General features: G+C 34.1%; 21 protein-coding genes. 8 read left to right on the forward strand and 13 right to left on the reverse strand.

Features of this window, described 5'->3' with window-relative positions; all coding sequences use genetic code 11:
- Nucleotides 1-9: 9 nt before the first annotated feature.
- From glyS to ybaK, 3 genes are all read left to right on the forward strand, one after another.
- Nucleotides 10-2,082: a glycine--tRNA ligase subunit beta gene (glyS, locus tag A9G44_RS06075; RefSeq protein ID WP_065609820.1), complete on the forward strand. Its 2,073-nt coding sequence runs from the start codon at nucleotides 10-12 to the stop codon at nucleotides 2,080-2,082.
- A 73-nt stretch (nucleotides 2,083-2,155) separates the two neighbouring features.
- Nucleotides 2,156-2,944, forward strand: a complete 789-nt coding sequence (locus tag A9G44_RS06080) for a hypothetical protein (RefSeq protein ID WP_065609821.1) — start codon at nucleotides 2,156-2,158, stop codon at nucleotides 2,942-2,944.
- 121 nt (nucleotides 2,945-3,065) lie between these two features.
- On the forward strand, nucleotides 3,066-3,551 hold the full coding sequence (gene ybaK / locus A9G44_RS06085; RefSeq protein ID WP_065609822.1) for a Cys-tRNA(Pro) deacylase: 486 nt from the start codon (nucleotides 3,066-3,068) through the stop codon (nucleotides 3,549-3,551).
- A gap of 169 nt (nucleotides 3,552-3,720) precedes the next feature.
- Here ybaK and A9G44_RS06090 read toward each other — a convergent pair whose 3' ends face one another.
- The 4 genes from A9G44_RS06090 to A9G44_RS06105 all read right to left on the reverse strand — a co-directional run bounded on the left by A9G44_RS06090 (nucleotide 3,721) and on the right by A9G44_RS06105 (nucleotide 6,850).
- The gene (locus tag A9G44_RS06090) at nucleotides 3,721-3,993 is read right to left on the reverse strand and encodes an HU family DNA-binding protein (protein WP_034912351.1); all 273 of its coding nucleotides are present in this window, start codon (nucleotides 3,991-3,993) and stop codon (nucleotides 3,721-3,723) included.
- Between the two features lie 173 nt (nucleotides 3,994-4,166).
- Entirely contained in the window at nucleotides 4,167-4,784 is a 618-nt protein-coding gene (locus tag A9G44_RS06095; RefSeq protein WP_065609823.1) for a YjaG family protein, read from the reverse strand.
- On the reverse strand, nucleotides 4,777-5,850 hold the full coding sequence (gene hemE / locus A9G44_RS06100) for a uroporphyrinogen decarboxylase (RefSeq protein WP_065609825.1): 1,074 nt from the start codon (nucleotides 5,848-5,850) through the stop codon (nucleotides 4,777-4,779). Before hemE ends, A9G44_RS06095 begins: the two co-directional genes overlap by 8 nt.
- Nucleotides 5,851-5,956: 106 nt before the next feature.
- The gene (locus A9G44_RS06105; protein WP_034912338.1) at nucleotides 5,957-6,850 is read right to left on the reverse strand and encodes a LysR family transcriptional regulator ArgP; all 894 of its coding nucleotides are present in this window, start codon (nucleotides 6,848-6,850) and stop codon (nucleotides 5,957-5,959) included.
- Nucleotides 6,851-7,060: 210 nt separating this feature from the next.
- Between A9G44_RS06105 and rpiA the strand changes: the two genes are divergently transcribed.
- Both rpiA and serA read left to right on the forward strand, forming a co-directional pair.
- Nucleotides 7,061-7,717 carry a ribose-5-phosphate isomerase RpiA gene (gene rpiA / locus A9G44_RS06110; RefSeq protein WP_065609826.1) on the forward strand — a complete coding sequence of 219 codons (657 nt, stop codon included), beginning with the start codon at nucleotides 7,061-7,063 and terminating at the stop codon, nucleotides 7,715-7,717.
- Between the two features lie 79 nt (nucleotides 7,718-7,796).
- Nucleotides 7,797-9,038, forward strand: a complete 1,242-nt coding sequence (serA, locus tag A9G44_RS06115; protein ID WP_065609827.1) for a phosphoglycerate dehydrogenase — start codon at nucleotides 7,797-7,799, stop codon at nucleotides 9,036-9,038.
- Between the two features lie 136 nt (nucleotides 9,039-9,174).
- Here serA and srlR read toward each other — a convergent pair whose 3' ends face one another.
- From srlR to srlA, 6 genes are all read right to left on the reverse strand, one after another.
- Nucleotides 9,175-9,957, reverse strand: coding sequence for a glucitol operon DNA-binding transcriptional repressor SrlR (gene srlR / locus A9G44_RS06120; protein ID WP_034913476.1), 783 nt, complete (start codon nucleotides 9,955-9,957; stop codon nucleotides 9,175-9,177).
- Nucleotides 9,958-10,055: 98 nt separating this feature from the next.
- Nucleotides 10,056-10,415, reverse strand: coding sequence for a transcriptional regulator GutM (locus A9G44_RS06125; RefSeq protein ID WP_034913471.1), 360 nt, complete (start codon nucleotides 10,413-10,415; stop codon nucleotides 10,056-10,058).
- A gap of 78 nt (nucleotides 10,416-10,493) precedes the next feature.
- On the reverse strand, nucleotides 10,494-11,273 hold the full coding sequence (gene srlD / locus A9G44_RS06130; RefSeq protein WP_034913467.1) for a sorbitol-6-phosphate dehydrogenase: 780 nt from the start codon (nucleotides 11,271-11,273) through the stop codon (nucleotides 10,494-10,496).
- A 12-nt stretch (nucleotides 11,274-11,285) separates the two neighbouring features.
- The gene (srlB, locus tag A9G44_RS06135; protein WP_257006588.1) at nucleotides 11,286-11,657 is read right to left on the reverse strand and encodes a PTS glucitol/sorbitol transporter subunit IIA; all 372 of its coding nucleotides are present in this window, start codon (nucleotides 11,655-11,657) and stop codon (nucleotides 11,286-11,288) included.
- 93 nt (nucleotides 11,658-11,750) lie between these two features.
- Nucleotides 11,751-12,737, reverse strand: coding sequence for a PTS glucitol/sorbitol transporter subunit IIB (gene srlE, locus A9G44_RS06140; protein ID WP_065609829.1), 987 nt, complete (start codon nucleotides 12,735-12,737; stop codon nucleotides 11,751-11,753).
- Nucleotides 12,738-12,758: 21 nt separating this feature from the next.
- Nucleotides 12,759-13,307, reverse strand: coding sequence for a PTS glucitol/sorbitol transporter subunit IIC (gene srlA / locus A9G44_RS06145; protein ID WP_034913455.1), 549 nt, complete (start codon nucleotides 13,305-13,307; stop codon nucleotides 12,759-12,761).
- Nucleotides 13,308-13,580: 273 nt separating this feature from the next.
- Between srlA and A9G44_RS06150 the strand changes: the two genes are divergently transcribed.
- The 3 genes from A9G44_RS06150 to mutH all read left to right on the forward strand — a co-directional run bounded on the left by A9G44_RS06150 (nucleotide 13,581) and on the right by mutH (nucleotide 15,474).
- Nucleotides 13,581-14,117, forward strand: coding sequence for a Dps family protein (locus A9G44_RS06150; RefSeq protein WP_034913453.1), 537 nt, complete (start codon nucleotides 13,581-13,583; stop codon nucleotides 14,115-14,117).
- A 60-nt stretch (nucleotides 14,118-14,177) separates the two neighbouring features.
- Nucleotides 14,178-14,726, forward strand: coding sequence for an NADPH-dependent FMN reductase (locus A9G44_RS06155; protein ID WP_065609830.1), 549 nt, complete (start codon nucleotides 14,178-14,180; stop codon nucleotides 14,724-14,726).
- Nucleotides 14,727-14,802: 76 nt separating this feature from the next.
- Entirely contained in the window at nucleotides 14,803-15,474 is a 672-nt protein-coding gene (gene mutH, locus A9G44_RS06160) for a DNA mismatch repair endonuclease MutH (protein WP_065609831.1), read from the forward strand.
- Nucleotides 15,475-15,575: 101 nt separating this feature from the next.
- Here the strand turns inward: mutH and argA are convergent, their stop codons facing one another.
- The 3 genes from argA to aroL all read right to left on the reverse strand — a co-directional run bounded on the left by argA (nucleotide 15,576) and on the right by aroL (nucleotide 19,149).
- Nucleotides 15,576-16,904 carry an amino-acid N-acetyltransferase gene (gene argA, locus A9G44_RS06165; protein ID WP_034913441.1) on the reverse strand — a complete coding sequence of 443 codons (1,329 nt, stop codon included), beginning with the start codon at nucleotides 16,902-16,904 and terminating at the stop codon, nucleotides 15,576-15,578.
- 288 nt (nucleotides 16,905-17,192) lie between these two features.
- Nucleotides 17,193-18,392, reverse strand: a complete 1,200-nt coding sequence (locus tag A9G44_RS06170) for an MFS transporter (RefSeq protein ID WP_065609833.1) — start codon at nucleotides 18,390-18,392, stop codon at nucleotides 17,193-17,195.
- 244 nt (nucleotides 18,393-18,636) lie between these two features.
- Nucleotides 18,637-19,149 carry a shikimate kinase AroL gene (gene aroL, locus A9G44_RS06175; RefSeq protein WP_065609839.1) on the reverse strand — a complete coding sequence of 171 codons (513 nt, stop codon included), beginning with the start codon at nucleotides 19,147-19,149 and terminating at the stop codon, nucleotides 18,637-18,639.
- Between the last annotated feature and the right edge of the window lie 145 nt (nucleotides 19,150-19,294).

The following is a 19,294-nucleotide window of genomic DNA, read 5'->3' on the forward strand; positions in this document are numbered from 1 at the left end:
AATTAGAAGATTATGCAAAAAACATTTTTAGTGGAAATTGGTACCGAAGAGTTACCACCAAAATCACTCCGCACGTTAGCAGAAAGCTTTGCGGCTAATTTTATACAGCAGCTTGATAATGCCAATTTAGAACATGGTGAGGTGCTTTGGTATGCATCGCCTCGTCGTTTAGCATTAAAAGTTTTGAATTTGAATGATACGCAACCCGATAGTCAAATAGTTAAACGAGGTCCTGCGGTCAGCGCAGCCTTTGATGCCAATGGCAATGCAACTAAAGCTGCTGAAGGTTGGGCTCGTGGTTGTGGTATTACAGTTGATCAGGCTGAGCGTATACAAACCGATAAAGGTGAATGGCTTTCTTATACTCAAAATCAAAAAGGTCAGCCAGTTGTTAATTTGTTATGTGATATGGTTAAAACCGCATTAAGTAAATTACCTATCCCTAAACCAATGCGTTGGGCAGCTCGTCAAGTTGAATTTATTCGTCCATGTCATACTGTTACTATGTTGTATGGTGATGAGCTTGTGCCTGGTACGATTTTAGAGATTAAATCAGATCGCATTATTCGTGGCCATCGTTTTATGGGTGAGCAAGAGTTCACTATTGATAATGCAGACCAGTATCCTGAAATTTTGGAACAACGTGGTAAAGTAATTGCTGACTACGATAAACGTAAATCTATTATTAAACAACAAGCTGAAGAAGAAGCTGCAAAATTAAATGGTAAAGCAGATTTAACAGATAATTTGCTTGAAGAAGTTTCATCTCTAGTTGAATGGCCTGTTGTGTTAACTGCTAAATTTGAGGAGCGATTTTTAGAGGTTCCTGCTGAATCATTGGTTTATACCATGAAAGGCGATCAAAAATACTTTCCTGTTTATGATAAACAAGGCAAATTATTACCAAACTTTATTTTTGTGGCTAATATTGAGTCAAAAGATCCACAAGTTGTAATTTCGGGTAATGAGAAAGTAGTTCGCCCTCGCCTTGCCGATGCTGAATTCTTTTATCAAACTGATTTAAAACAACGTTTAGAAGACCGTTTGCCTCGCCTTGAAACAGTTTTATTTCAACAACAGCTTGGAACAGTTAAGGATAAAGCAATTCGCATAGAGTCGTTATCTGGCTTTATTGCCGATAAAATTGGGGCTGATGTTGAGCAAGCCAAACGAGCGGGCAAATTAACAAAATGCGATTTAGTGACTAATACTGTTTTTGAATTCCCTGAAACACAAGGTATTATGGGGCGTTATTTGGCCCTTAAAGATGGCGAAAGTATTGAAGTTGCAACCGCCATTGAAGAACAATATAAACCGCGTTTTGCTGGTGATGAATTACCAAGTACTGCTGTTTCTTGTTCAGTGTCTATCGCTGAAAAATTGGATACTTTAGCCGGCATTTTTGGTATTGGTCAGCATCCTAAAGGTGATAAAGATCCTTTTGCATTGCGTCGCGCGGCTATTGGTGTTTTACGTATTATTGTTGAAAAGGCACTGCCTTTAGATCTAGTTGAATTAGCCAATTATGCCGCATCATTATATGGCGATAAGCTTAATAATAAAAACATAGTTGACGATATTGTTAATTTTATGCAGAGTCGTTTCCGAGCTTGGTATCAAGAACAAGGCTTTGCAATTGATACGATTCAAGCAGTTTTAGCACTTAATCCAACTAAACCCGCTGATTTTGATGCACGCGTTAAGGCAGTCACTCACTTTAGAACCTTGCCCGAAGCCTCGTCATTAGCCGAAGCTAATAAGCGAGTGTCAAATATTTTATCTAAAGTTGAGGTTACTATTCCTGAGCAGATCAATGCAGCCTTGCTAGAAGCAGGTGCTGAAGGCGAGTTAGCTAAAAAATTGGCGATTTTAACCGATAAACTTTCACCTTACTTTAGTGAAAGCCGTTATCAAGATGCGTTAATTGAATTATCGTCATTAAAAGAGACGGTGAATGCATTTTTTGATTCAGTCATGGTTATGGTTGACAATGAAGAGATTAGACTTAACCGATTAGCGCTTTTGAAAAAGCTACAAAACTTATTCTTGAAAGTAGCTGATATTTCATTATTGCAAGCTTAATTTACGAATTTAATCATTCAAAAATAATAGTGGTAACTAAGCCAGTTACCACATATAAGGAACTTACATAGAAATGCAAAAAAAAATCTCTTTTTCTTTAACTTTTACACAAACTCGCAATTTTATTCGTAATCGCATTACGCAATTTGTTCTTGTTAGTCTAACGCTAGCTTTAATTCATGCGTTTTTTAATTCTTTCTTTGACAAACAAAATCTAGCCGAACAAATCTATTTTTCACGAAATTTAACTAACTATGTTTTATTCGTGATGTTGACATTACTAATTGGAATTATTTTAAAAGCAATTAGTATAGCAACAATTTCTAACCTTTATATCAGCGATAAACTTAATTTAAATCTATTACTGTCTAAAGCGTTATCAAATACATTAAAAATTATTCTTTTTTATCTTATCATTGGTGTCTTTATATTTTTAGTCTCATTTATGTTATCTATAGTGCTTATTAGTTTAAATTTACTTTTACCTAAAGCACTTATTTTTATATTAATTTTTTTAGTACTACTGATTCCAATCCTGATTTTAATTATTTTTTGTAACTTCTTTTTTGCTTCGCTGGTTGAACCTGGTCAAAACAATATTCTTGACTCACTTTCATTAAGCATTCAGTTATCAAAAACACAGTGGCGCTCAGCTATTTTGATGGTATTAATTTACCTAGCATTTGTGATGGTTTTTGCTCAATTAGCTATTGAGTTCGATAGTGACAATTTTGTCCTTGATACAATCTTCTCTTTCTGTAGTATCTTTTTTGATATTTTTGTTACTAGCTTTTTCTATCGTCTTTATACGCTGGCAAATAATTCCTCTAACTCAGTAGCACCACCTAACAGTGATAATTAAAATCAAGAAGACCACAAATTAATTCTTTAATTGTTATTCATTTCCTTACCAACTCTATTTTGGTAAGGATATCATTTGCCATATACTATTTTGATTTAACTAAATCTATTGGATATAAGCTATGACTCCAGCAATTGATTTACTTAAAAAGTTAAAAATAAAATTTAATATCCACCAATATAAACACGATCCCAACCAAACTAACTATGGGCAAGAAGCGGTTGATAAACTTGATCCCAGTTTGAATGTTACAGCAGCACAGGTATTTAAAACCTTGATTGTGAGTTTAAACGGTAATAATAAGACGTTAGCGGTTTGTGTATTGCCTGTCGATAGTCATTTGGATCTTAAAAAAGTCGCAAAAGCACTAAAATGTAAAAAAATAGATTTAGCTGATCCTAATTTAGCTCAAAAGGTAACAGGTTATTTGGTGGGAGGAATTAGTCCACTCGGTCAAAAACAACAACTACCCACACTCATTGATTTAAGTGCAAGTGAGCACACAACAATGTTTATATCAGGCGGGCGAAGAGGATTAGAAATTGAAATTGTGCCTCAAGATTTGATTGATATATTACAAGCGAAATGGGTTGAAATAACCACTTAAAATTATTAGTAATATAATTTTAATTTGGTTCTAATACTACTTATAAACAAGAAAAAGCGAAAGCAATTTGCCTTAAAATAATGTATTTTTATTGAGTTGATAAGGTCATAAGACTATACCCTATGACCTAATACTTCTATCAATCAAGTTGACAGTAAGAAAAAGCAACTTATTTGATTGCCTCTTTTAAAGTTTTACCTGATACGAATGCTGGTACTTTACTTGCTGCAATTTTAATTTCTTTACCAGTTTTTGGATTACGACCAGTACGAGCTTTACGAGAATTAACTTTAAATGTACCAAAACCAACTAATTGAACTGGCTCACCAGCTTTCAATGATTCAGTAATAGCGGCTAATGTAGCTTCCAACGCCGTTTTTGCAGCTACTTTGGTAATATCAGCTTTGCTAGCAATAGCGTCAACAAGTTCTGTTTTATTCATGGGTATATCCTTACATATTATTTTATTGTTAAAGTTAACATTATAAACGAAGATAAAACTTAATATTCTAGCTTCGTTACTGTAAACGTTGCTTAGATTACATTGCTGTTAAATGTAGTCTATATTTGTCCAATATTAAAGAAAAATTTAATAAAAATTTTAAAAATTACACTTTAAACGCCTTGATAGCTCAAAAAAACACCAATATTGCTAGTTCCCGCTGCTCGAATTTCATCTTTCAAGCCTTTTATCAACTCATTCATTTCATTATTTTCTTCGCGTAGCAATCGAAATATTTCCCACTGCAAATCAAATTCATCAATAACACTAGGTAAAGTTTGCTGTTCATCTTCTGAAAGAGTAACATTTGTTCTGGTCATTTCAAATTCAGCAATAGTAGTTGCTGATATGCTACTGACTTTAGCGGTATGTTCGGCGATTTCACCACTCAAGTAAGAGTGCAAAACTTCGCCAAGCGCATGACAAGCATCGATGGCTGGATAAACCATATAAGGACTGTCATCTGTTACAGTTGGAATAATGAGTTCTAATTTTTCAAGCTGTAAATCAAAATTAATTTTTACATCTTCAACTAATAGCGATTCCCAAACAAGATCCAGTATTTTTTTATAATTCTTAGCATCATCTTCGTTTTGTTGTTGATAGCAATGTTGTTGCTGACAATAAAAAACAAAGTTGGGATACATTCGTTCACATAAGCAGACCATAAATAAACGTTGTTTCCATTGTGGTAACTTTTCTAGCCTTAATTGAACAGGATTTTTAATCATGATGAAACCTTTTTGATTGTCGATGTACCGCTTCAATCAAATGCTGTACATTCTCTACAGGGATATCTTGGTGAATACCATGCCCTAAATTAAAAACATGCCCATTGTGATAGCCATATTCATTAAGAACGGCCTCTACGTTAGATTCAATTGTTTGCTTTCTTGCATATAAAACGGAAGGATCTAAATTCCCTTGTACTGCTATTTTCCCTTTTTGAGTAATCTGGCTTAAATTTAAAGTCCAGTCCACTCCCACCGCATCACAACCAGTATTAATAATACGATCAAGCCATATTCCTCCTCCTTTAGTAAATAAAGTAACAGGAATGTACGAGGTTATATCTTGACTTTTTTTACCTTGTTTTAATTGCGATAAGATCTGTTGCATATAGTCAAGTGAAAATGTTTGATAGCTTTGATGACTTAATACGCCGCCCCAAGTATCAAAAATCATAATCGATTGTGCTCCCGCTTGAATTTGTGCATTTAAATATAATGCGATACTGTTTGCGAGTTTTTCAAGTAGTTGATGCAACGCTTTGGGCTCACTATAAAGCATCTTTTTAATTTTGGTGAATGCTTTGCTACTGCCTCCTTCAATCATGTAGGTGGCTAGTGTCCATGGGCTTCCCGAAAAACCAATTAGTGGAACTTTACCATTGAGTTCTTTTTTTGTTAATCGAATCGCATCCATCACATATTTAAGTGATTGCTCTGGATCTGGGATGGGTAATTGTTCAATATCTGATATGCAAGATATCGATTTTTTAAATTTAGGTCCTTCACCCGATTCAAAATATAAGCCAAGCCCCATAGCATCAGGGATTGTTAAAATATCAGAAAAAATAATAGCAGCATCAAGCTCAAATCGTTGTAATGGTTGTAAGGTGACCTCACAAGCTAATTCTGGCGTTTGACACATCGTCATAAAATCACCCGCTTTTGACCTTAATTGACGATACTCAGGTAAATAACGACCAGCCTGTCGCATCATCCAAACTGGTGTATAGTCTACAGGCAAACATTGTAAAGCTCGTAAATAACGATCATTTTTTAATTGGCTCATATCTTCAGCTCTTTAAATATAGACTTTATTTTGTTAAAAAGTTTCAGGTAAGTATGTGTTTCAGTATAAAAATCACTTAATATATTTATTCTTTGTGATCTAAATCCTAAGGCTGTGATAATGTTTGTTGTGCATAACGAATCAAGGTTTCAGAGATGTTTTGCATTACACTGCTTTCAGGAGCAAAACGATGCCAATATAGCATACGTCTTTGATATAACCCATCAGTTAAGTTAATTAATTCACCATTTTTTAATTCTTGCTCAACTTGCAACTTTGGTAACATACAGCATGCCGAACCTTGTTTAGCTAATTGCACAAAAGCTTCAGATGAACTAGTGATATGGCAAATTACACTGCCTGGCGTAAGGTTAAAGTTTTCTTGTAAGAAGGCTTGATGCATATCATCTAAATGATCGAATGCAACAGCAGGCGCTTTTAATAAAGATGATCGAGTCACCCCAGTTGGAAAGTACTTTTTAGCAAAATCAGGTGAAGCCACAAAAATATAGTCTAAAGCACCTAATAAATCAGACAAGCAACCTGGTAAAGGATTAGCTTGAATGCTAATCGCACCAACCACAGTCCCTAAACGCAATAATTCTAACGTATGTTCTTCATCTTTGACTTGAATATCAAAACGTAAGATATTTTTATCTAAAACTGGTTTTAACGCAGGTAAAAACCAAGTTGCTAAAGAATCAGCATTAATCGCAATAGATAACGACAGCGGTGTGGCATTTTGCTCGTTATCACCTAACCATTGCTGTTCTAATAATTCAACTTGATGTAATAAACCAAGCAGGTGCTCACCTTGTTTGGTTGCTTTCGGAGGAATGGTCCTAACTAGCAGTTGTTGACCAAAAAAGCTTTCTAATTGCTTGATACGTTGCGAAACTGCTGGTTGTGTAATACACAATTTATCAGCAGCTCTTTCAAATCCTCGTTCCTTTATCACCGCATCTAATGCTTGTAACGCTCTATAATCTGGACGCTTCATAATCTCTTTATTAATGATTTGATCATTGCTCAAATATTTAATCTACTTTAATATCGTAATAAGTTTTAAACCTATCACAAAGTTGATTTAATTCTTAAAATCCTAATGATTTTTGCTTTCTAATTGGGTACTATGCCATATCTTCAACAATTTTGCTTTCAAAATTTTATTTTTTTTAAGAAAAATTATCCTCAAAATAGGGGTGATATTATGACACAAGACGAATTAAAAAAGGCCGTAGGCTGGTCAGCCTTAAAATTTATCAAACCTGATTCTTTTATTGGTGTAGGAACAGGCTCTACTGCATCCCATTTTATTGATGCATTAGCTACAATAAAAGATCAAATCAAAGGTACTGTATCTAGTTCGGAAGCATCCACCCAAAAATTAAAAAGCTATGGTATTCCTGTTCTCGATTGTAATGAAGTCGATTATTTGGATGTCTATGTCGATGGTGCAGATGAAATTAATCACCAGTTGCAAATGATTAAAGGTGGTGGCGCAGCTTTAACGCGCGAAAAAATTGTTTCAGCCATTGCTAAACAATTTATTTGTATTGTTGATGAATCAAAAGTTGTTGATGTATTAGGTAAATTCCCATTACCGGTTGAAGTGATCCCAATGGCACGTTCCTATGTTGCTCGTGAGTTATATAAGCTGGGCGGTAAACCAATATATCGTCAAGGCGTTATAACTGATAATGGTAATGTGATTTTAGATGTTCATGATCTTGTCATTACCAAACCAATGGAGCTTGAAAACCGAATTAATAACATTGCAGGTGTGGTTACTGTTGGATTATTTGCCAATAAAGGCGCTGATATTGCGCTTGTTGGATGCAGTACGGGTGTAAAAGAGCTGAGATAAAATCATTTACTACAATAAAGTTAATAATGGTATTTAGTTATAAGTACCAATTTGTATGCTGAAGGAAAGAGAGGAAATAATGGTTATTCAAACTTTAACCAAAGATGAAAATAAGTTTTTATTACTTGAGGGAGTTCACCCTAGCGCAATTGAAATATTAAAATCCGCCGGCTTTACCAATATTGAATATCATAAAAGCGCATTATCACCTGAAGAACTTAAGCAAGCTCTGAAAGATGTTCGGTTTATTGGGATCCGATCAAGAACACAATTAACTAAGGATATTATCGATTCTGCACCTAAACTTGCTGGCATTGGCTGTTTTTGTATAGGTACCAACCAAGTTGATCTTGATGCAGCGACAATAAAAGGGATTCCTGTTTTTAATGCACCATTTTCAAATACGCGATCTGTAGCAGAGCTAGTATTAGCCGAAGCAATATTATTACTTCGTCGAGTACCAGATGCAAATGCTAAAGCACACCGTGGAAAATGGAATAAGATTGCGACGGGTTCACACGAAGCTCGTGGTAAAAATTTAGGTATTATTGGTTATGGGCATATTGGTAGCCAACTAAGTATTTTGGCTGAATCGTTAGGGATGAATGTTTATTTTTATGATATTGAAACAAAACTACCTTTGGGCAATGCTAAACAAGTTTCAACAATGAAAGAATTACTAGCAATAAGCGATATTGTTTCAATGCATGTACCAGAAAATCCAACAACCATCAAAATGATTAGTGATAACGAAATTGATGCAATGAAACAAGACGCAATTTTAATCAATGCTTCACGCGGTAAAGTTATCGATCTTGATGCTTTAACTAAAGCTCTGAAAGCCAATAAACTCAGTGGGGCAGCTATTGATGTTTTTCCAACAGAGCCTGCTAGTAACAACGACCCTTTTGAATCTCCATTATGTCAATTTGATAATGTAATTATTACTCCGCATATCGGTGGTTCAACTAGCGAAGCACAAGAAAATATTGGGATTGAGGTCGCAAGTAAACTAGCTAAATATTCTGATACTGGTGCAACACTTTCAGCAGTTAATTTTCCTGAAGCCTCTTTACCTATTCCAGCTAAAGGCTCTAGTCGTTTTATTAATATTCATAGTAACCAACCTGGTGTTCTAACTGCTATCAATACGTTATTCGCTGAACAAGGGCTTAATATTTCAGCACAATATTTACAAACTGATCCTCAGATTGGTTATGTTGTTATTGATATCGATAGAGTTAAACAAAGTAAGGCTGAAGAATTGTTAGCTAAACTGAAAAACGTGCCAGGAACAATTCGTGCTAGATTGTTATTTTAAGGTGATAAGTCGGTACGCTTGTTAGCCGCTCAGCTTTAGCGGGTTTTTAATTTTGAGTAAATTAAATTTGTTTTGTTAATAATTTGCATCACTCAAATAGATTCCCGCTAATGCAACATTTAAACAATGCTATTTTTTATTCTTTATCAATTACTTCTACTTTAATGACTTTGATGCCTCGTTGTATGAGTGCTTCATAATATTTGTCATCTAATTTATTGTCGGTGATGATGGTATCAACAGCATTTAAGTCACACACAACATTAGGACTACGCCTGCCAAACTTGGTTGAGTCAGCTAATAATATTAATTTTGCCGCAGCTTTACTCATGGCAACACTGCCGTGATAGCTTTCATTAAATGTTGTCACGCCCCCTACTAAATCAATCCCATCAGCCCCCATAAATAGTTTATCAAAAGTGTAAGATTCAAATATGGCCGCAGTTGATGCGCTGTTACTGTGAAAAGAGGCCGATTTACGGCGAAAAGTGCCACCAGATAAGATAATAGTATGATCATTATTATGCGCAACGAGTTCATTTACAATGTGTAAGCTGTTGGTCATAATAGTCAAATTATTGAAACTTGTCAGTATAGGAATCATCTGAGCAACAGTACTTCCAGAATCAAAAATAATTGAGTCACCTTCTTGGATCAATTTAACTGCTTCGTATGCAATTGATTTTTTAGATCCAATGTTGATGTAGGTTTTATGATCAATAGCTCTATCACCAATTTCACGGTTTAACATGGCACCGCCGTAGGTACGTAAAACTAGACCACTTTGGCTGAGTTGAGTAAGATCTTTACGAATTGTAGTTCCAGTCGTTTTGAAATGCTCAACTAATTCATCGATACTAACTTGCCCATGATTTTGCAGGTATTCTAAAATGGCTGTTTGTCGTTGCCTTACTTTCATATTATGATTCCATCATTATTAGTATATAGGAAATTTTATTTTGCAAACCATTATACTTTATAATGAAAGAAATTACTTTTCAAAATAAAAGATAATTATTAATTGTTTGCTGTTAAGGCAACAATCAACGCACTTTGTGATATTAGGTCGTTTGGAAATATTTTTTCTGGGATTATTTCTGATACAGATAAGCCATGGAGCTGGGAAATAGATTTAGGCAATGCAAATACCGTGATCCCTTTCATTATGATAGAATCAATCACAACTTTATTTTCATCTAATGAAATTGCGATTAATACTCTTGGTCTAAATCGTTTACTTTTACTGCGACCGACACCTAAGTAGCAACCTTTTTGTAAAGCTAGAAACGCTTTATTGAAACGACGAATTTGAAACCAACTAAAAATAATTTGAATACACCAAGCAATAAGTGCTATAGCAACTAGAGTGGTCGTCATATTTAATATTTTTCCATTTTATTTAAGCTAGAATAAAAAGTGCGATAAGTTTAAATTAACTTTCGCACTTTATTTTAACTAGAACATCACTTGTCCACCAGTAATGTTGATTGATTGCCCTGTGCAATATGATGCTTTATCACTTGCATAAAATAGCAATACATCAAGTACATCTTGATAATCACAACCTCGTTTTAAAGGGACTTTATCAATATAAACTTGTTCCACTTGGTTTTCAGGAATACCTAATTTTTTAGCATACTGTGGTATTAACGATTGGAACATAGGGGATTTTAATAAGTTACCTAACATTAATGAGTTTACAGTAATACCGCAATCAGCAAGATCTAGGGCTAGTGATTGTGTTAATCCTACACCACCAAATTTGGCTGCACTGTATCCCGAATTATGTTTGCTACCCACTTTTCCAGATTTCGAATTGATTTGGATAATACGACCAGCGGTATTATGTTTTACCATTAATTTTGCAAATTCACGCGCACATAAGAAATAACCAGTTAAGTTGACATCAACCGATAATTGAAAATCACTTAATGCAAAACTGGTAATTGGAGCTGCACGTGCAATTCCTGCACTGTAGACTAATAAGTCAGAATGTTTAAATATAGCTTCAACGTCTTGCGCTAACTTGATGACACTAGCTTCTTTGGTTGCATCAACAACAAAGCCTTTTGCTGTGCCAGCGCCATATTTTTGATTTATTTCATCTGCAACTTTGTTTGCATTAGCGGCATTCAAGTCTGCAACGGCAACTTTGTATCCAGCATCAGCGATACCTTTACATAAGAATTCACCAAGAGTTTGTCCGCCACCTATAACAACTGCTACTTGTTTCATTTTCTATGTTCCTTAATCATTTACAATTCTAATTTCATCATCCACAAAAAGCTGACTTGGAGTTTCACCTTCTATATGAATGGTTCCTGGTAATTCGGCTTGACTATTACCATCAAATTTTAATGTGATATGACCTAATTCACGGAAATTAACGCTAGCAACATCACCCACCGCGGTAATTTTGTAACTCTGTTTACCTAGATAAATGGTCTGCCCAACTTGTAAATCTTGTTTTAAATCATCATGACTATGCACAAAACAATAATCCGCTAAATCTGCTGGTGCTCCAGTTTTAAACAGGATTAACATACCATCCGTTAATGCATCTTGAGCAAACTCACCAATTTGACTAATTTTTGATTGATAGATAATATTTGACATCATTAACCTTCTTATTTCTTGCTTTCACTTAATCCAAGCTTTTTATTTTTAACGTTAGTTTAAAATGGGATGGAACCATCCCATTTTTTAAACAATCTATTGATAGATAAATAACGATACCGCCCATGCAACTAATACTGTTGGCGCACCAGTTAAAAAGCGGCTAACTAACACCGATGGTACCCCTACTCGAACTGTATCTTGTTTAGCTTCAGCAAGTGATAAACCAACAGGAATAAAGTCGCATGCTGCTTGTGCATTAATGGCAAATAATGCTGGTAATGCTAAATGAGGTGGAATATTACCAAGTCCAATTTGAACACCAACTAATGTCCCAATAACTTGAGCAATAACCGCACCAGGACCTAAGAATGGGGAAAGTAATGGAAATGAACAAATTAAGGCTAAAATAACCAATCCAAGCGGATTGTTTGCCAGTGGTACTAGCCCATGCGCAATAAAGTTACCCAATCCAGACGCAATGATGATACCAATTAGTGCCGATACAAACGCCATAAAAGGAAGTATTGTTTTCAGTACAGTGTCAATTGTATCTCGGCCAGCTTGGAAGAAGACAGCAACACCAGCCCCCATACCGATACCAATTCTTGCTAACAAACCATCGCTTTGTTCAGTAATTTTTTTGCTGCTGTCATAATCTTTAAATTCAGACGATTTATCGTTTGTTGCTGGTTCGCTTACAACATCGCCTTCTTTTTCTATTAGCTTGATATTGTGAGGTTTTACCGCAGAAACATAAATATCTTCAGCAATATATTGAGCCAGAGGGCCTGATTTACCTGTGGCATGAATATTGATAGTTGGTATACGATTTTTTGGATAAATTCCGCAACGTAATGTTCCTCCACAATCAATCACAGCAACACCAATTTCTTCTTTAGGCGGCTCGCCATCTTTAAAACCATCAATAGCTTCCCAACCTGTTAGATCAACTAAAGTGTCAACTATGGCTGGACGAGTACCTGCTGCAATATAAACAATTTTTTTACCAGCAATAACTGGAAGCTCCAAAGGTCCACCCCAACCTGCTTCGCCTTTTTCAATTTGGATAAATTTTGCCATTTTTTATATTCCTTATTTTTATTATAGATGAACTTTTCTTTCTAACTTGATGCCCATTTTTCTTTCAAAAATGGCAGTACAAAAGTCAGTAATCCACCCCCTAAAGAAGTTAGTACCTAAACCAACAAGGAAATAACTCACAGCAAGAGGGCCTAAAGGTAAATTTAGGGTAGTTAAACCGGCCGCTATTCCCAAATAAACAAAAAGTTCACCAGGGTTAACGTGTGGAAAGAGTCCATTCATTGAATGGCAACTATAAGATGAAGCTGCATAATAACTCGGTTTGTAAAACTCTGGCATAAACCGGCCTAGGCTTAATGTCATTGGATTACAAAATACGAAAGTTCCGATAAGTGGTAATAATAGATATCGAGAAACAGGATTGCCCGCACAAGCTTGCGCTAAACGTTCAATACGTTCTTGCCCAATAAATTTAATCACTGCGTTCATCACAACGAGTAATGAAATTAATAATGGTAATATACTTGTTACCATACCCACAAATACCTTGCCGCCTTCTTGGAATAAACCAATAAACCATTCGGCACCAAATGAAATAGCATCAATCATATTGTCTCCTATTGAGTTAAATTTCGCATTAATGCTATCAATTTTGAAACACAAAAACTTTTAACTAAATCACACTTTGAAACATTTTCTTTTATTTTGAAAGATATTGTTTCAAATAAATAGAAACAAGAAAAAGTAAGAGATAAAAAAGCCATAGGTTACTGAAATAGCAATGATAGTAAAAAATTAACGTTTTTTATTGGACATTCACATTAAGTTGGCGTAATTTTGTCAATACGGGTATTTATTATTCAATTTAAAGGAGAATATATCATGGCTAAAAGTACGGCTTCTGCTAAAAAACTACAACAATCAGCTATTTTGTTTCCTACTGATTTAGGACAAAAGGCATCAAAAGATATTTCTGGAGCAATGAATTCTGTTTTAGCAGATGTATTTGCTTTATATTTAAAAACTAAAAACTTTCATTGGCATGTTAGTGGCCCTCATTTCCGTGATTACCACTTAATGTTAGATGATCAAGGTGAAGAGCTATTTGCAATGACAGATCCGATTGCGGAACGCGTCCGTAAGTTAGGTGGCACAACTCTACGCTCAATTGGTCACATTGCTAAATTACAAAGTATTTCTGATAATGATGCAGATTTCGTTGAACCATCAGATATGCTTGCCGAGCTATGCCAAGATAATGTCAAACTAACAGAACGTATGCGTGTTGCACATGATATTTGTGATAAATACAATGATACCGCTACTGCCAGTTTAATTGAAGAGTGGATCGATCAAACAGAACAACGTGCGTGGTTCTTATTTGAAGCAGGCCGAAAAGTCGACTCATCAGGACATTAACAAATACTATTAATTTAAGAGGTATTAAAAATACCTCTTATAAAAAAGTGGAGATTTAAGATGAGTAAAAAAATTGCTGTACTAGTAGGGAGTTTACGCAAAGACTCTTATAACTTAAAAGTAGCAAAAGTTTTTCAAAAAATCGCACCACCATCACTTTCATTACAAATTATTCAAATTGGCGATTTACCTTTATATAATGAAGATATTGATAATGATACCCCTCCTGCCTCTTATACTCGTTTCCGCAAAGAAGTAGCCGATTGTCAAGGTGTTATTTTTGTGACACCAGAATATAATCGTGGAGTTCCTGCTGTTATCAAAAATGCAATAGATGTTGGTTCTCGTCCTTATGGTAAGAGCATTTGGTCTAAAAAAGCCGCTGCAATTGTTTCCGTTTCACAAGGTGCAATTGGTGGGTTTGGCGCTAACCATCAACTTCGTCAATCATTAGTATTTCTTGATATGCCGACATTACAACAGCCTGAAGCTTATATTGGTAATGTAGCTTCTGCTTTTGATGAAAGTGGTAATATTACTGAAAAAAGTAAAGAATTCTTATCCCTTATTATTAATAGCTATGCAAGTTGGATTGAAAAGTTAAGCTAATAACTCTTTATTTTAATATTCACAGTCAATATAATTGACTGTGTTTTCTTAACAAGTAAGTTAACTATTTTTTGCTATGCCTATATTTTTTCCTAATAGTGAACAAGAATTATTGCAACGAGCTCAGTTAGCAGCAGGTTATACTTTTGGCGAGATAGCACAATACTTAAACATACCTATACCGAATAATTTAAATAAACAAAAGGGTTGGGTAGGCAATCTTATTGAAACTTTTTTAGGAGCAAATGCTGGTAGTAAAGCTGAGCAAGATTTTGCTAATCTTGGTATAGAGCTTAAAACTATTCCTGTTGATAAACACGCTAAACCACTTGAAACAACCTTTGTTAGTGTCACACCATTAATGGCTAATCATGGCGTTATTTGGGAGACAAGCCATGTCAGATATAAACTTGCAAAAGTGCTTTGGATTCCGATAGAAGGTGAAAGAACTATTCCTCTCGCAAATAGAAAAGTTGGAAAACCTATTATGTGGACACCAACTCAAGAACAAGAACAACAGCTCAAACAAGACTGGGAAGAGTTAATGGATATGATAGCACTAGGGCATGTTGAAAAAATTACCGCTCGATATGGTACTTATTTACAAATTAGACCTAAAGCAGCCAATGGACAAGCTCTTACGGAAGCAATTAGTGAAAATGGTGATATCATTTTAACTCGACCACGTGGATTTTATTTAAAAAAAGCATTTACAATGCAAATTTTAAATACTGTTGTAACATACTAATTTTAATTACTTTTTATAGCTGGCATTAATATCCCATTATTTAATACCTAATTTATAATATTAAAAATTTTAGTTGCTCCCAGATCTATTTTAAATATAGTTCAAAGAATATCAAGCATTAAAATTTTAGAATTTCTTTGATAATTATAAAGTTTTTTCTTTTTAATAGGTAAATCATCTACTTCTGCTGGATTAAAACCTTTTTCTCTAAACCAATGAATACTACGTGTAGTTAAAACAAATATTTTCTCGAGCCCTAGCTGGATTGCTTTTTCTGTTAACTTTTCAATTAAGTCATCTCCTCGAGATGAATTGCGATAATCAGGATGAATAGCTACACAGGCCATTTCTCCCATTTTTTCTTCAGGATATGGATAAAGCGCAGCACAACCAATTGTCATATTATCACGTTCAATAATAGTAAATTTATCGATCTCCATTTCTAACTGCTCACGTGAACGTTTAACCAAAATACCTTGTTCTTCAAGTGGGCGTATGAGTTCTAAAATTCCTCCAATATCGTTAATAGTTGCTAAACGCACTTGTTCAGAATGTTCCATCGCTACTTGTGTTCCAATCCCGTCACGAGAAAATAATTCTTGTAAAATTGAGCCATCAACCAAATAACTTACCAAATGGCTTCGTCTGACTCCACTACGGCATGCTTTAGATGCTGCACGTAAAAAACGTGCTTCACTAGATAAAGGTTTACCTTGCTGCTCTTTTTTGTTGACATAATTATCCGCATCAACAGGATAAAGGTCGGTAATAACACAACCGTTTTCATCAAGTACTCCTTGTTCAGCACAAAAACTGATTAATTTATCCGCTTTTAAGCGAATAGCAACTTCGGTTGCGACATCCTCAGACGCTAAATTGAAACTTTCACCAGTAACCGAAACGCCAACAGGGCCTAGTAACACAATTGAGCCACGATCTAATTGTTCAGCTATAGCTTCGTTGTTTATACGACGGATTTTACCTGTATGACAATAATCAACCCCATCATCTACTCCTAAAGGTTGTGCAATCACAAAATTACCACTTACAACACTGATATGAGCTCCTTGTAGTGGAGTATTATTTAAACTCATTGATAAACTTGCGGTAATATTGAGTTGTAATGAACCAGTAACTTGTTTAATGATGTCTAGTGTTGTTGCATCTGTAATACGCGTATTTTTATAATATTTAGGTGTGATATTATGATTTTTTAAAGATTCATCAATCTGATTGCGAGCACCATTAACAATAACAAGTTTAATACCAAGACTATAAAGTAAACCAATATCACTGATAATGCTTGAATAATTATTACTTTTTAATACTGCACCTGTAAGCAAAATTACAAACGTTTTGCCATGATGTGCATTAATATAAGGTACCGAATGTCTTAAGCCATCAACTAACTCAGTTGTACGTTCTTTCATTTTTACAACCACCTAAAATTGAATAGTTATTCATTTTTTATGTATTTTTATTTATTTTTAGTTTTATGGCAAGAAATATTTTAAGAATCTAATAATAAGCTTAAAATTTGCTATTAATAAAAGTTAATGGCTTAAGCTTAATGATTTTTAATTAATTAATAATGGATTAACAAAATATTGAATTGTTAAATACGAAAATAAATTAAAATGCTATGGGATGTTAATATCGAAAAAAAGCATGCCATATTGGCATACTTTCTAACATTATTACCTTTAAAATATATAAAATTATATTTTTGTTATATCAACGACCTTTTTAAAACGATAAAAGATAATTGAGCCAAGTATTACACTTGATATCGCAATAAAAAAGTCAATTAAAATGGCATAACTTACATTGAACATAGCTAATTCTGGTACTATAAGCGGAATGATAACAAATGATAGACCGCTAAAAGTATACATACAACCTACAGCAAGACCTTTTCTTGTTGGGAACATTTGTTGCATAACAACCAAAGTTAATTGAAGTACACCACCTGCAGCAGTAAATCCCATTCCTATTGCGACAATAACACACGCTGCTGGTGAAACATTAAAATAAAAAATAATTAATATCAACGCAGATAAGGCAGGCAAAATAATGATACAAAAGATAGGTTTTAATAGATGCTTGACTACAAAAGCCGTAACAAATACAGAAATAATTGAGGCAGTGCTATAATAACTAATCAGTTGATTAGCATCAGGTTCGCTCATATTAACAGCTCTGATAGCGATAGTTGGCAACCACTGCAAAACAATAACGAATGTTGCTGTTGTTGTAAATCCCATAATAATTAATAAAATACCTTCAAATCCAAAATTAGGTTTTCCAATAAAATAACTTTGTGAGCATTCATTACTTTTAATGGGTGTATCTATATGTGGAAACTGCTTAGGAAGTAAAAACAGTGTATTAATTATTAAATAAGCAACAAAACCGAAAAAAACCCAACCATACCATATTTGGTATTGATGGCAAAAAACAACAATAAATGGAAGAACAAGAGACCCCATTGAAATGAAAGCCTTGATCAATACGCTAGCTGTACCACATGAGTTTGGAAAACATTCTGTTAATGCAGGCATTGAACCAGTATCTAAAAAAGAATTTCCTGCCCCAATAGCAATAGCTAAACAAAAAGCAATATTTATATTAGTACAAAAAGGCATTCCTAGAAAAAAAATAGCATAACAAGCCATACCTAGACAAATAAATAGTTTGCGACCAAATTTATCTGACAATACACCACCAACAAACATTAATAATATTTTTCCAATTCCTATACCCGAAGCAATTTTACCAATACCGATTAGATCAATATTAAGTTGTTTCGATATATCATTTGAGAATTGCATGATCACAATTAATGCAATACTTTGTATTATATAATTCGCATATATAGATCCAGCAATTCCATAAGAATTGACCTTTCGATTATCCACTTGTCATACTCCATATGTAAAACATAAAATTATAATTCTATTCAATATACAAGTATCAATATTAATCAGAAAGATAGTAAGTATAAATTTGTTACTTAGCTTTTATTTGGTTCTAAAAAACAATAAAATTTTATTCAAAAATTAAACTTATATAGAATCTTGGTTAAATTTTAAAAATTTATTTTTTCCTATTATTAATAAAAATACCGCTTAAAAAGTGGTATTTTTATTAAAAGAAGTTAAATTAGTTTTGAAGTATTTCAAACATTTTTGCAAGAATCAAACTTTCATCTTGATCAACATTGATCACATGGTGTGCAGCATCATGATATAAAGGTAATCTTTCAGCCAATACCTTTTCCATTTCATCAGAAATAGATAGACCCGTTAGTGATGGTCGTTGAGCAATATTAGGATCTTTCATTAAACGCGCAGCTAATGTTGCCGCAGGTGCAGATAAAAAGATAACTGTACCATTTTGTTTCATAAAATTCCGGTTATGCTCAGCTAATACCATGCCTCCACCAGTTGCGATGACACTATTAGGTTTAGTTGTATCAATCAACACCTGGCTCTCTCTTGCTCTAAATCCTTCCCAACCTTCTTTTTCAACAATTTCGGCTACCGTCTTTTGGGTAGTTTCTAGTAAATATCTATCGGTATCAATGAAAGAAAACGATAGCTTATTTGCTAACATCTTTCCCATCGTTGTTTTACCTGCAGCGCGTGCACCAACTAAAAAAATTGTTTTATTCATATCGGGTTTTATCTTTTCAGATTTATAGAATATATTAACCATGCTAGTGATTCGCTCTTATTTTTGCAACAAATTTTTTACATATTATATAAAAAATATATAACTATATATTTTTTATATAATTAAACAAAACCTCTATAAAATC

This window comes from Gilliamella sp. Occ4-3 (assembly GCF_001690675.1).
GTDB lineage: Bacteria > Pseudomonadota > Gammaproteobacteria > Enterobacterales > Orbaceae > Gilliamella > Gilliamella bombi.

Excerpts from the sequence above, each read along its gene's own strand:
- A9G44_RS06080 (WP_065609821.1), top strand. The coding sequence starts at position 2,156 with ATGCAAAAAAAAATCTCTTTTTCTTTAACTTTTACACAAACTCGCAAT.
- ybaK (WP_065609822.1), top strand. The coding sequence starts at position 3,066 with ATGACTCCAGCAATTGATTTACTTAAAAAGTTAAAAATAAAATTTAAT.
- A9G44_RS06090 (WP_034912351.1), bottom strand. The coding sequence starts at position 3,993 with ATGAATAAAACAGAACTTGTTGACGCTATTGCTAGCAAAGCTGATATT.
- A9G44_RS06095 (WP_065609823.1), bottom strand. The coding sequence starts at position 4,784 with ATGATTAAAAATCCTGTTCAATTAAGGCTAGAAAAGTTACCACAATGG.
- hemE (WP_065609825.1), bottom strand. The coding sequence starts at position 5,850 with ATGAGCCAATTAAAAAATGATCGTTATTTACGAGCTTTACAATGTTTG.
- A9G44_RS06105 (WP_034912338.1), bottom strand. The coding sequence starts at position 6,850 with ATGAAGCGTCCAGATTATAGAGCGTTACAAGCATTAGATGCGGTGATA.
- rpiA (WP_065609826.1), top strand. The coding sequence starts at position 7,061 with ATGACACAAGACGAATTAAAAAAGGCCGTAGGCTGGTCAGCCTTAAAA.
- serA (WP_065609827.1), top strand. The coding sequence starts at position 7,797 with ATGGTTATTCAAACTTTAACCAAAGATGAAAATAAGTTTTTATTACTT.
- srlR (WP_034913476.1), bottom strand. The coding sequence starts at position 9,957 with ATGAAAGTAAGGCAACGACAAACAGCCATTTTAGAATACCTGCAAAAT.
- A9G44_RS06125 (WP_034913471.1), bottom strand. The coding sequence starts at position 10,415 with ATGACGACCACTCTAGTTGCTATAGCACTTATTGCTTGGTGTATTCAA.
- srlD (WP_034913467.1), bottom strand. The coding sequence starts at position 11,273 with ATGAAACAAGTAGCAGTTGTTATAGGTGGCGGACAAACTCTTGGTGAA.
- srlB (WP_257006588.1), bottom strand. The coding sequence starts at position 11,657 with ATGATGTCAAATATTATCTATCAATCAAAAATTAGTCAAATTGGTGAG.
- srlE (WP_065609829.1), bottom strand. The coding sequence starts at position 12,737 with ATGGCAAAATTTATCCAAATTGAAAAAGGCGAAGCAGGTTGGGGTGGA.
- srlA (WP_034913455.1), bottom strand. The coding sequence starts at position 13,307 with ATGATTGATGCTATTTCATTTGGTGCCGAATGGTTTATTGGTTTATTC.
- A9G44_RS06150 (WP_034913453.1), top strand. The coding sequence starts at position 13,581 with ATGGCTAAAAGTACGGCTTCTGCTAAAAAACTACAACAATCAGCTATT.
- A9G44_RS06155 (WP_065609830.1), top strand. The coding sequence starts at position 14,178 with ATGAGTAAAAAAATTGCTGTACTAGTAGGGAGTTTACGCAAAGACTCT.
- mutH (WP_065609831.1), top strand. The coding sequence starts at position 14,803 with ATGCCTATATTTTTTCCTAATAGTGAACAAGAATTATTGCAACGAGCT.
- argA (WP_034913441.1), bottom strand. The coding sequence starts at position 16,904 with ATGAAAGAACGTACAACTGAGTTAGTTGATGGCTTAAGACATTCGGTA.
- aroL (WP_065609839.1), bottom strand. The coding sequence starts at position 19,149 with ATGAATAAAACAATTTTTTTAGTTGGTGCACGCGCTGCAGGTAAAACA.